Raw genomic sequence first — 12,998 nt, 5'->3', positions numbered from 1 at the left:
CCTCCACTCATTCAATTTTTTATGTTTTTTTATAAATATTCTCTAAAGATTCGGTTCACTAATATTTTAGGCGAATTGGCAAAATTACCAATTGTCGAGCCCGCAATATGAGGAGTGATCGTGAGATTATCTAATGTTAGATAAGGATGGTCTGCGGGTAATGGTTCCTGTTCAAAAACATCCACTGCCGCTCCCGTAATCTCTTTGTTTCTTAATGCTTGAATCAAATCTTGTTCATTGACTAATCCAGCACGGGCACTATTGATGAAAACAGCAGAAGGTTTCATTTTCTTGAAATGCGACTCATTGATCATATGTTTTGTTTGAGGAGTCAATCGATAATGCATCGAAAAGATATCTGCTTTTTCCACCAATTCCTCTAAACTAACTTGAGTATCAGGGGACGTACCATCAAAATAATCATCAAAGAAAAGAATGTTACATCTAAAAGGTCGCAACAAATGAGCAACTCGTTGGCCAATTTCGCCATAACCAATTAAACCAATCGTTGACTCTTTTAATTCAGGTGCTAATAGTCCATTAGGATAGTACTTTTGCCACTGATGCTCTCTTAATTTTTGATTTCCTCGTGCGATATTTCGAATTTCTGTCAAAATCAAACCAACAGTAAATTCTGACACACTAGTCTTACTTCTGCCAGGAGTATTATAAACAGCAATTCCTTTTTCTTCGGCATAGCTAACAGCGACATTTTCTGTACCTGCTCGCAGTACGCCAACTAATTCCAAATTTTCCGCCCGTTCGATCACTTTTTTACCAATCGGTGCAAATTGAGTAATGATCCACTGATACTCTTCAATATTTTCTAAGAGATACTCTGGTAATTCGACTGCATCACACCCATGTTTTTCAATCTTGATATTATCTTTTTGCAGACTATCTAAATCAGAATGCCGCCATTCTTTGATGTCTACAGAAATTCCTTTTGTCGCTAAATCTTTTAAGCCTTCTTCCATCATTTCTCGATCAATAAATAAATCTGCGATTGCTAAACATTTGATCATTCTTTATTCCCCTCCTCATTTAATACAACTGATACCCGGTAGCTTCCTGGGGTACTAGCGATCTCGAATGCTTTTTGGATATCCATTAATGGAACTTTGGTTTCGATCAATTTTGATACATCGACACGCCCTTCATTCAGGAGTGTAGCTGCGTCATAAAAATCTTCTAATGTGGAAGCATACGTACCGATCACTTCGAGACGCATATAATGAATCGTATTTGGCTGGATAGCCATTTCAGGCGCAGGATAACCTGCAGCATAAATCGAGATTTTCCCATCTTTTTCTTTCACCATCTCAAGGGATTGATTCATCGCTAAAGTGGATCCGACTGCCACAATCACACTATCAGCCCCTTTTCCATTTGTGAGTTCTTTGACTTTTTGGACTGGATCGGTTTGACTTGCATCAATCGCTTCAAACCCTAATTCCTTGATTAGAGCTAACTTTTTAGGCATGACCTCAGAAATAATGACCCTTGCGCCCATTGCTCGTGCTGTTAGTCCATTAAGAAGTCCCATTGTTCCTCCACCGATGATCACGATCGTTTCTTTCCCAGGCACTATTCGTAATTTTTTCATATTTTGAACGACGGAGGATAAGGGTTCGACAAAAGCAGCTTCTGAGGCAGATAAAGTTGGTCTCATTTTTACAAAGCTCTTAGCTTTACGGACAAAATAATTCGCAAAACCAAAAATTCCATAAAATTCTTTTGAATAATTTTTTCCAAATTGACGTTTGTTTTCACAATTCGTAATTTCACCAAATTTACACTCATCACAGTAACCACAATAATCATAAAGTACACTGACTCGATCGCCGATCTGGTAGGTATCGCCGACAGCTTTGCCTTTTGCTATGACAATTCCTGAACATTCATGTCCGCCAGCCATAGGATAGCCTTGATGTTCTCTAAGTCCTAACCATTGTTGATAGTCAGTTGTACAAATGTTACAAGCTTCTTGTTTTACTAACAATTCATCTTCTGCCAATTCAGGCATCGGTATTTCCTTGATCTTTGCATTCTTCTTCTCAGCTAAATAGCCAAACGTTATGTTTTTAGGTTGCATTTTTTCACTCCTATTCTATAATCCAATTGAAAAGGCATACGCAATGATAACTGCGATCGGACCAGTTAAAATTCGCGAAAACAACACAGCTGGCACACCATTAGAAATCGTTTCTGGTTTTGCTTCTCCCAAGGTCATTCCTACGGGTGCAAAATCACAGCCAACTTGTGAATTGATAGCAAACAGTGCTGGTAGAGCGTAATGTGGCGGGATTGTACCATTAGCGATCTCTGTTCCGATCAATAAACCAATCACCGAAGCAATCACCGCCCCTGGTGCTAATAAAGGAGATAAAAACGGCAAACTAGTAATAGCACCTAATAGAACTAAGCCAAGTAAGCTACCGCCTAAAGGTGACAAAAACTTCGCAATAATATCCCCAATTCCTGTATAGTTGATAATACCAATCAAAGTTGCAACAAAAGCCATAAATGGAATAATATTTGTTAGCACGGTATCGATCGTTTCACGCCCTGCTTGATACATGATATTGATAAAGCTCCCCGCACCACGTCCGATGGTATCGATCAAGCCAAAAATCCCACCTTTTTTATTGCTATGATTTTTCTTTTCAGTGGTTTCTTTTGTTATTTCTGTAGTTGTTTCCGGTTTATTTGTGTTGATATTTGATGTTTTTTCATTCTTATCTTCTTTATTATGTACTTGTGCAGCTTCGCTCTCACTAATAATTTCTATGTTTGTAATCGTTGTTCCTGAAACAAAAATATCTTCTGTCATAAATTTCGCCAACGGCCCAGAAGGCGCTTGCAATTTTACGTTGATTGTTGGGATCTTCATTCTTGGATACGTTCCACAGCGTGCTGTTCCGCCACAATCAATGACTGCACACAAGGTTTCTTCTTTTTCCACTGGATTTTTAAATGCATCAACCGCTGTTACCCCAGCTAATTCCGCAATCTTTTCAGCGACGGGATGAATGCCCCCACCGGTTACGCTGATAACGTACTTCTTACGTTCATCATTTAACGGAATGGTTAATGGTCCTCCCCAGCCACCATTTCCTTTATGGATAATTAGTTTTTTCGCTTCCATCTCTACCTCCATTCTCAGTTTCGTCTATGCTTCTGTTGTTTTTTTTGCTTCTCTTTGTGTTAAGAAACGAGCAATTTTTTCTGTAATGATTCCTCGTACTAAGATAATCATAAAAGCAGCTAATAAATACCTTAGACCTAATTCACTTTGATTTCCCACTTTACCAAAGCCAGCTGCCACACCAAGATAAACAAATAGTTCAGCTGAATTTGCATGAGGAAATAATCCCACGATGGGATGAAGCATTGAAACCGTTGCATCATAGTAAGCTGCCTTGTGTTCTTCTTTTAAAAATCGTCCAAATGTATAACACATTGGATTTGTTAAAAAGAAACACGCTAAAAACGGAATCAATGTATAACGTAATAACGTGAATTTCGTACATCGTTGCATGAATCCAAATACTCTTTTTTCTCCGATAATTTTTATTAGAGCGTTTACAAAAAGAATCAAAGAAATCAACAGCGGAACGATCGTCGTTAAAAATCCAACAAAAGTATCTGCTCCAGCTTGAAACATTCCCATAAATCCATCTGACAACTTCACCAGAAAATTCAAATCCCATTCCTCCTTTTAAGATCAAATTGCGCGCTTTTATCAAAAGACAATTCATTTGTCATATGATACCACACCAAGAATATATCATTTGACAAAATTAATGTCAATTGATTTTTTCGAAAAAATAAAGTACACTAAAAATGGAAATGTTTTTTATTAAATGTATGACAGTTATGATTACCCGATCGACTTGATCTATTTAAGTGAAGTGAATAACTGGAGTGAAACGATCAATTGGAGGAAAAAATGAGTAAGTCTGAAGAAAGAAACATGGTGAAAGTAGCAACTTTATATTATAAAGAAGGTCTGACACAAGCACAGATTGCTAAGAAAATGGGAGTCTCTCGTTCACTCATTTCTAAATGGTTAATTGATGCTCGAAAAGCAGGTTTCATTGAATTTTTTATTAATAGTGAAAATATCTATGCCATTGAATTAGAAACCGAACTAGAGAAAAAATTTGCCTTATCTTTTGTTAAAGTGGTGGACACAACGAATCTATCTTATCCAGAAATCGAGAAAATGGTTGGACAAATTGCAGCAATCTCTTTAAAAGATAAGATTGCAGCTACGAAAACAATCGGGATTTCATGGGGAAAGTCAATCAAAAGCTTAGTTACTCAATTTCCATTTGAGAATTATCCTGATACAACATTCATTCCATTAATCGGCGGCATGGGATATGATCATTTTGATATCCACTCCAATCAACTTTGCCATGAATTTGCTCGAAAGACACGTGGTTCTTCAAAATATCTTTACACTCCAGCACTGGTTTCTAATGAGATAATTCGTCAAGAATTTGAAGGTAATATTTACATTGATAAAATTCTCTCTGAAGCCAAAAAAGTCGAATTAGCACTTGTCGGTATCTCCTCCCCTGATCATTTCAACACGATGGAAGAAATCGGGTATACTAATAAAAAAGAAATGGCACAATTAAGAGGGATTGGTGCAGTTGGGGACATCAACTCCCGTTTTTATGATAAAGATGGGCAAGAAGTAAATCATCCAATCAATAAGCATGTGGTTGGTTTAAGTCTTGAAGAGCTTAAAGCGATTCCTGAAACCATCGCTATTGCTTATGATGATGCGAAATGGCAAGGAATCTATTATGCTTGTAAAAATCAACTGATTGACTCCATCATTACTACCGACACCATTGCGGATCACTTGATTCATATGGATATTTAGCAATAACAAAAACGGAAGTTACGTAAGAGCAGTTCCGATTCTCACCTGTTTCCTTTATCTGCTCTTGAATCTCCTAACTATTTCCGCTATGATTAAAAAGTAATAAAATATGATTTTGTTTGCAGGGGGACGCTGTTGCGTTGAGAAGGTAAAACCTGACCCTTTGAACCTGTTTGGTTGATACCAGCGTAGGGAGCAAATGTCCTTTTTGTTGATGCGAAATCAAAACAAACAAGACATTCTTCTTTCTAGGGGAATGTCTTTTTCTATTTTAAGGAGGATTACAGATGAAAAAAGTGCTTAGTATTGCAGGATCAGATTGTAGTGGTGGCGCGGGTATACAAGCCGATTTAAAGACTTTTTCTGCTCATCGAGTGTATGGAATGTCGGTTATCACCTCAGTCGTAGCTGAAAATACGGTTCGTGTATTGACCTACCAAGATATTACCCCTCAAATCATCAAAGATCAAATGGATGCGGTTTTTGAAGACATTTTTCCCGATGCCGTAAAAATTGGGATGCTTTCTAGCCAAGAAACAATGCTTGCAGTGACTGAAAGTTTAAAAAAATGGCAACCACAAAATATTGTTTTAGACCCAGTGATGTACGCTAAAAACGGCAATGCGTTGATGGAGCCAACTGCGATTGATACACTGATTCAGACGGTTCTTCCCTTAGCTAACTTGATTACACCTAATATCCCAGAAGCAGAAAAAATTGCTCAATGTACGATCTCATCAATAGCAGATATGGAACAAGTCGGACGAACCATCTACGAAAATAGTGGAACAGCTGTTTTAATCAAAGGTGGGCATAAATCTGGTGAAGCTACCGATGTGCTCTTTGATGGAAATAAATTCTATCACTTTACTGCAGAACGAATCGAAACCAAAAATACTCATGGGACAGGGTGTACGTTATCTTCTGCTATTGCTTCTGAATTAGCTCTAGGGAAATCCTTAGAGCAGGCTGTCTGTGAAGCAAAGAAATACGTTACACTTGCAATCCAACATTCGTTGGCGATCGGTCAAGGACATGGTCCTACGAATCATTTCTACTCGCTTTACCAAAATACCGTTGAAGAGGAGTAATTTTATGTCATCATTCAAAACGATTATCCAACAGATTCGTGCATGCAATCCGTTGGTTCACCATCTAACGAACTATGTAACAGTCAATGATTGTGCCAATATTACTTTAGCTATTGGTGGTTCTCCGATAATGGCTGATGCGATTCAAGAAGTAGCAGAAATAACAGCTAAAACGGATGCACTCGTTCTCAATATAGGAACCTTGAATGAACAAACCGTCGATTCGATGATTCTTGCTGGCAAAGAAGCGAACAAGCATGGAATTCCGGTCATATTCGATCCAGTCGGTGTGGGTATTTCTCAATTTCGTATGGATGTGACTAAAAAGTTATTAAACAGTATCCAATTTACAGTCATTCGTGGAAATTATTCAGAAATCCTTTGTCTAGCAGGTATTCAAACTTCAGCTAAAGGAGTAGACACTTCGCTTGTGAATCAAAAAAAAGAAACTGAAGTCATCAATATTGCACGAACACTAGCTTCTTCTTTTCACTGTATCATCGTCATAACCGGCGCAATCGATATCGTTTCAGATGGTGTTCGAACGATGCAGGTAAAAAATGGTTGTGCTGCAATGCGCCATGTTACTGGTACTGGTTGTATGTTAGATTCTCTAATTGCTACTTTTTGTGGTGGTTATTCCGATGATTTTTTTGAAGCAGCCGTAAGTAGCGTGATTGCAATGGGTGTTGCTGGTGAATTAGCTTTTGAAAAGGCAAAAACCAACGGAACAGGTAGTTTACGTACTCATTTAATAGATGAAATAAGTAAACTAACGGATCAAACCTTATCAGAACGAGGTGACTTTATTGCATACGATGATTGATTATCGGCTCTACCTAGTAACCGATCCACTCTTGTTCACTACCAATACACTGTTGGAAGCTGTCTCACAAGCACTTGAAGGAGGCGTTACTGCTGTCCAACTCCGAGAAAAACAGTTAGATTCTAGAAAGTTTTACGAAGAAGCCATACAGATAAAGCGATTAACCAAAAAATATAACGTTCCCCTGATCATCAATGACCGCTTTGATATTGCTCTGGCATGTGATGCAGACGGTCTCCATATAGGTCAAAATGACTTACCTATAAATATAGCTCGTAAGCATCTTGGACCAGATAAACTAATCGGTGTTTCAGTACAAACGGTTGAAGAAGCCATCGAAGCAGAAAAAAATGGTGCGGATTATCTAGGAGTCGGTGCAATGTTTCCTACAGATACCAAACCAGATGCAATACATGTCACAACTGAAGAATTAGAAAAAATCTGTGCGCAAATCTCGCTTCCAATCATTGTGATCGGTGGAATCAATCAGCAAACAATCCCAGCTTTTCACTCACTTCCCATTCAAGGTTTTGCTGTCGTATCTGCTATTTTGTCAAAGAAAGATATCAAAAAAGCCAGTCAGGAACTTTTAGGATTGATTGATCAGACGATTGGGAGGTAAATCAATGTCATTTTCAAAAAATTTAAAAATCGAAGCTTATGACAGCTGGGAAAAAGGATTTAATCATCCATTTATTCAAGAATTAGGAAAAGGTATTCTTGCTAAAAAGACATTTCAATTTTATTTACTACAAGATTACTTGTATTTATTTGAATATGCTAAAGTATTCGCATTAGCTGCCACCAAATCAGACAATGAACATCAATTATTTCATTTTGTTGAAGCACAATACAGTATTCTAGCAACAGAACTTGACTTACATCGCCAATATATGTTGGATTATGCTATTGAAAAAGAAGAATTTAACACCGTACAACCTTCTTTTTACAATCGCTCTTATACAACAAATATGCTAGCGATCGGCCATAGTGGAGGTGTCGCTGAAATCATCGCAGCTATCCTTCCCTGTGCTTGGACCTATTACGATTATGCGAGTCGTTTAAAAAAACGATATCAATCGAGTTTAGAAAAGAACCCCTATCGCTCCTGGATTGATTTATATGCAGATCCTAGTTTTGAAAAATCATTTGAGTGGATGTTTGACCTGTTGGATGAATTAGTCGAAATGAAAAGTGCGAAGGACCAACAAAAAATAAAACAAATTTTTATATCAAGTTTGGAATTTGAGTATCTTTTTTGGGAAATGTCTTATCATGAAGAAATGAATCTGATTCCATTATCAGAATAAATTGTATAGTGATCTCAGTAGACAACTTCTTCTGCTTTCGTTTAAAGCAGATCTAGTAAAACATGTTAAGTCTAGGACACTCACCTTTTAATCTCTATACCAGACGAAAACTCAATCATTGTAGGACGGATAGAGTATTCTATCGGTCCTGATTTTTTTATAAAAAACTACTACACTACCGCTAAGATGAAGTTATTCAACCCATCAATCTGAAAGAACTTATTTGATCACGCCAAACTACTAAGTAAAATTGTGTATGTCTTTTACTGCTTTGAGAATAACCGTTTGTCTAGTCCTCATCGGTGATTGCACTCATTCGACATAAAAAATAGTAATCTCTCTATAAAATTAACTGACGAAAATATAATCATAAAAAAGCACAAATTCTTTATTGAACCAAATAGAAATTTCCCATAAACTCACATTCCTAAGTCACACATTGCGTCTTTTAACCAAGGATGTAAAACAAAAATATCCGTTAAAGCCCACTCAATATAGGTTTTACACCCTTGATCTAAAGAGATGTCTAAAGCTTTGTTCAATTGTTTTAAATAAGGAGCACTATGGTCTCTATCCCATTTAATCTTATCTGCAATGAAAACAACTTTATCTAAACTAGAAGCATTTTTTTAAGCGTTGTATGACATTCAATAGCTGATAATATTTCTCTATCCTTGATATTGAATAGTTCTTTTGCTATACATACTGATTGTTTTTGGTGGAGAATCATAGGTAGTTTCTCTTCTTCTTTTAGAACTTCCTCCCCTAAACTCTTTTGTAGTTCTATCCTTTCATCATCAGGAATGACTACGCTAATATCATGTAACAAACCAGCAAGATAGGCTTTATCTTTTGGTACGTTAAATTTTTCTGCAAGTTCTTTCGCCTTGTTGGCTACTTCATACGAGTGAAAGACGGTTTTATCTTTCCCATAATAATTCAAAAATTCTCTGACTTGTATTTCAATATTTTTAGAACTAAAGGGTATCTTATACTCAATAATATTCTTCATTTTAACTCACCTTCCAATGAATGCCTTTACATTATTATGTATTAATAAGGTCAAAAATAAAGTTCAACAATCATTCCATCCTCTGATAGTTTTGCTCCTTTTAGCTTTTCGATTCCCCTGGATCAGGGTACAACGAATAAAATCATCAAATCAATCTAAGTTCGTTTTGATTTCTTACTATCTGACTTGTTCCTATCAGATAACAAACCATAAGTGGCATAAGCAGGAATTACTATAGCTAAGAACATTTTAACGAGAAACTTAAAAACTTTCATATGATTCACCATCCTTTATATGTTACTCATACTTTATCATACTACCTATTAATAACCTAGCTATCACAGGCGATCGTTTATCCTTAGAGACTAACTACTTCTTACTTCTCCATCATTATTTCATACCATAGTTTATGGTTTTCGAAATTTTTATCATTTCAAACGACGAATCATTATCTGTCCTGGTAATACTATTTTAACCAAATAAAAAGAACAGAAAGAAATTTTCTTCTTTCTGTCCAAATGATTCTGATGTTTCTCTTCACCAACATCATTTGACAAAGAGACCAAAAATGTAAGATTCATTAGTGGTTCTATGATACCCCAAAGCTGAGGTTTAGCTAGAACCCTGATTATTTTAATTAGATGATTACCCATCTCGTATCTTCTTAGTTCAGTTTGACTAAGTGATTAATTTCAAAACAACATTGCTGACTTAAATCCTAATTCAGCATAATCAAACAAATATGCTGCATCAATTCATCTCACATTTTAATTTTGTAAAAAATTGATATTTGTTTCACAATTTTATTGTAAAACAAAACAATGCTTATTGGAACAAACACCCCTAACATCAAGCGGAATAATCCATTTATAGGTGTTATTTCGCCATGCCTCATATTAAAAATTTGAATAGGTATCATATGAAACAAGAATATATTCTTACTATAGGAGTTTAAATTTTCAAAACTTTTGATTTTACTTTTAGAAATAACCAGCAGTCCATACAAACTAAAAATAAAAGGGATTGTGAAATACATAAAATTCTTATCGATTCCTTGATTATAAAATGTGATTATCCCTTCGACTCCTCCTAAAAAACACGCAGCGACTAGTCCATATATGAATAACTTTCGATGCTTTTCTAAATTATGTACATTATCAGCCAAAACAAATCCTATGGAAATAAAGAGTGGACTAAAGAATAACCCATTTCTTGTAGTAAAAAAAATATTAAAGTATTTTTCCATAACTGATATGACCATTGGATTTGATATAAATAAGGAATACGTTTCAAGGGAACCAACAGAAAAAAATAAAAAGCAAACCAGAAAAATCCATTTATATCTAAATCTTTGAAACATATATTTAACTATAGCTAATGAACTTATCAAAGCAGGAAAATACCATAAGTGATAGAAGCTTCCAGTATATAGGAAACTAACTACCAATGCCAATAATATTGACCATAAATTCCACTGAATATCAACTGTATCTTGTAACAGTTGAACACCAAACGGAATGTACAACAAAAACACTATAGTATATAGACGTACTATTCTTCTTAGCCACATCTTCGAATATCCTTCCCTCTTACTATTTATCCGAAAGAAATATGCATTATTTACAAAAAAGAATGGAACAGCAATACGACAAACCATACTTTTTAGAAAAAAATGCACTATCGGGTGACTAGTAATGGTCCCACAATGAATAACAACAACACAAATCGTCGCAATAAACTGAGCAATAAATAGTTTTTGATTCTTATTATCCATAATCCCTCCAACAAGCAAATTTGACTTTAATAGGCTAGAAATAAAAATAGAATATGTACCAAAAAAAATTTGGAGATAATTAACTCTAACATCTATATTTTCTCTTTCCTCTTTAATTTCTTAAATCCACAATACTATATTAATTATAGTATTGATTAATGTAAAAAACATTAGACTAAAGTCCAATTCATTTAATTCATAATTGTATAGAGCGGGAGCAATTTTAAACTATTGAGGTATTCAAAAAACAATAGATAGATCCCTATTTTTTTAATTAGATGATTACCATTATTGTATTTTCTTGGCTCAGTTTGATTAGATGAATTATTTCAGACACAGATGAGTGGGTAAAAACGACTTTCACTATACCTAGAAGCCAGAAAAATCATAGGCTATCTAACGTTTGAATCCCTGTAGAACCCTCACCCATGATAATGACCATTTTCTGCTCTTTGCAGTAGCGATAGCAACTCATAAAAATCATCAGATAGAAAAACGTTTTCTTCATCTTCATTACCTCTATTCATTTTAGCTTCTTATACGGCAGTAGGTACGGTTCTTTTCATGATGTGGAATGATTTTCTGTATAGAGAGTAGGATAACGCTTCAAAAAGAAAATGGCTCTATAACAAAAAAATCTGAGACAGAATGAGGTTCATTCTGACCCAGATTTGTTTTTACACCACGCATCAGTTCTTATTGACAAAGAGCCAAAGAAAACCCCTAATGTAAGACACATTAGGAGTTCATTATGATACCGGCGGCCGGGGTCGAACCGGCACGCCCTTAACGGGCACTGGATTTTGAGTCCAGCGCGTCTGCCAATTCCGCCACGCCGGCGTAAAAAAACTGGGGTAGCTGGATTCGAACCAACGCATGAGGGAGTCAAAGTCCCTTGCCTTACCGCTTGGCTATACCCCAATAAGAAAGGGCGAATGATGGGAATCGAACCCACGAATGCCGGAGCCACAATCCGGTGCGTTAACCACTTCGCCACATTCGCCATTATAAACAATGTTATTTTATTTCTCAATAAAAAACTAAGATGAGTACATCTTAGTCAATACCGGCGGCCGGGGTCGAACCGGCACGCCCTCAACGGGCACTGGATTTTGAGTCCAGCGCGTCTGCCAATTCCGCCACGCCGGCAAGTTGATTTTATTAGTACTAAGGCGGTAACCGGATTTGAACCGGTGATGAAGGTTTTGCAGACCTCTGCCTTACCACTTGGCTATACCGCCATTATACTATTTTCAATCTATAAATGAAATTATAGAACTGGGGTAGCTGGATTCGAACCAACGCATGAGGGAGTCAAAGTCCCTTGCCTTACCGCTTGGCTATACCCCAATAAAGAAGGGCGAATGATGGGAATCGAACCCACGAATGCCGGAGCCACAATCCGGTGCGTTAACCACTTCGCCACATTCGCCATGGCAGGGGCAGCAGGAATTGAACCCACACTAACGGTTTTGGAGACCGCTGTTCTACCTTTAAACTATGCCCCTATGTAATGGAGGAGAGTGGATTCGAACCACTGAACCCTAAGGAACGGATTTACAGTCCGTCGCGTTTAGCCACTTCGCTACTCCTCCATGGTGGCGCGGGACAGAATCGAACTGCCGACACACGGAGCTTCAATCCGTTGCTCTACCAACTGAGCTACCGCGCCAAATTTTAAAATGTATTAATTGAAAAAGAATGACGGTTCCGACGGGAATCGAACCCGCGATCTCCTGCGTGACAGGCAGGCATGTTAACCCCTACACCACGGAACCAGTTCATTATGGAGGTTAACGGGATCGAACCGCTGACCCTCTGCTTGTAAGGCAGATGCTCTCCCAGCTGAGCTAAACCTCCATTTTTCAATTAATGACCCGTACGGGACTCGAACCCGTGTTACCGCCGTGAAAGGGCGGTGTCTTAACCGCTTGACCAACGGGCCAGGAAAATACTACGGAGAGTAAGGGATTCGAACCCTTGAGACAGCGTAAACCATCTACATGATTTCCAATCATGCTCCTTCGGCCTCTCGGACAACTCTCCAGAGTGAAAGAAGCTCATTACTCTTTCTCATAAATGAGA

At 37.1% G+C, this 12,998-nt stretch carries 12 protein-coding genes, 14 tRNA genes and 1 riboswitch; of the genes, 5 read left to right on the top strand and 21 right to left on the bottom strand.

The window, feature by feature from the left end; all coding sequences use genetic code 11:
- Positions 1-29 precede the first annotated feature (29 nt).
- From AB3H93_RS06530 to AB3H93_RS06515, 4 genes are read right to left on the bottom strand one after another with little or no spacing between them, the layout of a single operon-like run.
- The gene (locus AB3H93_RS06530) at positions 30-1,025 is read right to left on the bottom strand and encodes a 2-hydroxyacid dehydrogenase (RefSeq protein ID WP_368020329.1); all 996 of its coding nucleotides are present in this window, start codon (positions 1,023-1,025) and stop codon (positions 30-32) included.
- The gene (locus tag AB3H93_RS06525; protein ID WP_368020328.1) at positions 1,022-2,095 is read right to left on the bottom strand and encodes a zinc-binding dehydrogenase; all 1,074 of its coding nucleotides are present in this window, start codon (positions 2,093-2,095) and stop codon (positions 1,022-1,024) included. The genes AB3H93_RS06530 and AB3H93_RS06525 overlap by 4 nt, the downstream gene beginning before the upstream one ends.
- 15 nt (positions 2,096-2,110) lie before the next feature.
- Positions 2,111-3,148, bottom strand: a complete 1,038-nt coding sequence (locus tag AB3H93_RS06520) for a PTS glucitol/sorbitol transporter subunit IIB (RefSeq protein WP_010737302.1) — start codon at positions 3,146-3,148, stop codon at positions 2,111-2,113.
- Between the two features lie 24 nt (positions 3,149-3,172).
- Complete coding sequence (locus AB3H93_RS06515; RefSeq protein WP_010737301.1) at positions 3,173-3,706, bottom strand: PTS glucitol/sorbitol transporter subunit IIC; 534 nt, start codon at positions 3,704-3,706, stop codon at positions 3,173-3,175.
- Positions 3,707-3,952: 246 nt separating this feature from the next.
- Between AB3H93_RS06515 and AB3H93_RS06510 the strand changes: the two genes are divergently transcribed.
- The 5 genes from AB3H93_RS06510 (at position 3,953) to tenA (ending at position 8,127) form a co-directional block, all read left to right on the top strand.
- Entirely contained in the window at positions 3,953-4,900 is a 948-nt protein-coding gene (locus AB3H93_RS06510) for a sugar-binding transcriptional regulator (protein ID WP_368020327.1), read from the top strand.
- Positions 4,901-5,013: 113 nt separating this feature from the next.
- Positions 5,014-5,112: riboswitch (TPP riboswitch) on the top strand.
- 75 nt (positions 5,113-5,187) lie between these two features.
- Positions 5,188-5,991 carry a bifunctional hydroxymethylpyrimidine kinase/phosphomethylpyrimidine kinase gene (thiD, locus tag AB3H93_RS06505; protein WP_368020326.1) on the top strand — a complete coding sequence of 268 codons (804 nt, stop codon included), beginning with the start codon at positions 5,188-5,190 and terminating at the stop codon, positions 5,989-5,991.
- Positions 5,992-5,995: 4 nt separating this feature from the next.
- Positions 5,996-6,817, top strand: coding sequence for a hydroxyethylthiazole kinase (gene thiM, locus AB3H93_RS06500; RefSeq protein ID WP_368020325.1), 822 nt, complete (start codon positions 5,996-5,998; stop codon positions 6,815-6,817).
- The gene (gene thiE, locus AB3H93_RS06495; protein WP_368020324.1) at positions 6,801-7,439 is read left to right on the top strand and encodes a thiamine phosphate synthase; all 639 of its coding nucleotides are present in this window, start codon (positions 6,801-6,803) and stop codon (positions 7,437-7,439) included. Before thiM ends, thiE begins: the two co-directional genes overlap by 17 nt.
- Positions 7,440-7,443: 4 nt before the next feature.
- Positions 7,444-8,127 (top strand): thiaminase II, encoded by a 684-nt coding sequence (gene tenA / locus AB3H93_RS06490; protein ID WP_063626851.1) that lies wholly within the window; start codon positions 7,444-7,446, stop codon positions 8,125-8,127.
- A gap of 610 nt (positions 8,128-8,737) precedes the next feature.
- Here tenA and AB3H93_RS06485 read toward each other — a convergent pair.
- The 17 genes from AB3H93_RS06485 to AB3H93_RS06405 form a co-directional block, all read right to left on the bottom strand.
- Positions 8,738-9,139 (bottom strand): HD domain-containing protein, encoded by a 402-nt coding sequence (locus tag AB3H93_RS06485; protein ID WP_368020323.1) that lies wholly within the window; start codon positions 9,137-9,139, stop codon positions 8,738-8,740.
- 760 nt (positions 9,140-9,899) lie between these two features.
- Positions 9,900-10,913, bottom strand: a complete 1,014-nt coding sequence (locus AB3H93_RS06480; RefSeq protein WP_094940897.1) for an acyltransferase — start codon at positions 10,911-10,913, stop codon at positions 9,900-9,902.
- A gap of 385 nt (positions 10,914-11,298) precedes the next feature.
- Positions 11,299-11,421 (bottom strand): hypothetical protein, encoded by a 123-nt coding sequence (locus AB3H93_RS06475; protein WP_275112614.1) that lies wholly within the window; start codon positions 11,419-11,421, stop codon positions 11,299-11,301.
- Between the two features lie 247 nt (positions 11,422-11,668).
- A tRNA-Leu gene (locus AB3H93_RS06470) sits at positions 11,669-11,753 on the bottom strand.
- Between the two features lie 9 nt (positions 11,754-11,762).
- A tRNA-Gln gene (locus AB3H93_RS06465) sits at positions 11,763-11,834 on the bottom strand.
- A gap of 9 nt (positions 11,835-11,843) precedes the next feature.
- Positions 11,844-11,916 (bottom strand) — tRNA-His (locus tag AB3H93_RS06460).
- Positions 11,917-11,977: 61 nt separating this feature from the next.
- A tRNA-Leu gene (locus AB3H93_RS06455) sits at positions 11,978-12,062 on the bottom strand.
- Between the two features lie 21 nt (positions 12,063-12,083).
- Positions 12,084-12,154: transfer RNA gene (locus AB3H93_RS06450), tRNA-Cys, on the bottom strand.
- A 37-nt stretch (positions 12,155-12,191) separates the two neighbouring features.
- A tRNA-Gln gene (locus AB3H93_RS06445) sits at positions 12,192-12,263 on the bottom strand.
- Positions 12,264-12,272: 9 nt separating this feature from the next.
- A tRNA-His gene (locus AB3H93_RS06440) sits at positions 12,273-12,345 on the bottom strand.
- A 2-nt stretch (positions 12,346-12,347) separates the two neighbouring features.
- Positions 12,348-12,421: transfer RNA gene (locus AB3H93_RS06435), tRNA-Trp, on the bottom strand.
- Between the two features lie 6 nt (positions 12,422-12,427).
- A tRNA-Tyr gene (locus AB3H93_RS06430) sits at positions 12,428-12,508 on the bottom strand.
- Position 12,509: 1 nt separating this feature from the next.
- Positions 12,510-12,585, bottom strand: a tRNA-Phe gene (locus tag AB3H93_RS06425).
- Positions 12,586-12,618: 33 nt separating this feature from the next.
- A tRNA-Asp gene (locus AB3H93_RS06420) sits at positions 12,619-12,691 on the bottom strand.
- Positions 12,692-12,700: 9 nt separating this feature from the next.
- Positions 12,701-12,773 (bottom strand) — tRNA-Val (locus AB3H93_RS06415).
- Between the two features lie 13 nt (positions 12,774-12,786).
- Positions 12,787-12,858: transfer RNA gene (locus AB3H93_RS06410), tRNA-Glu, on the bottom strand.
- A gap of 12 nt (positions 12,859-12,870) precedes the next feature.
- A tRNA-Ser gene (locus AB3H93_RS06405) sits at positions 12,871-12,959 on the bottom strand.
- Between the last annotated feature and the right edge of the window lie 39 nt (positions 12,960-12,998).

Origin of the sequence: Enterococcus sp. C74, assembly GCF_040887125.1 — a bacterium.
Taxonomy (GTDB): domain Bacteria; phylum Bacillota; class Bacilli; order Lactobacillales; family Enterococcaceae; genus Enterococcus_B; species Enterococcus_B hirae.
This window is presented reverse-complemented; position numbering and strand designations above follow the sequence as displayed.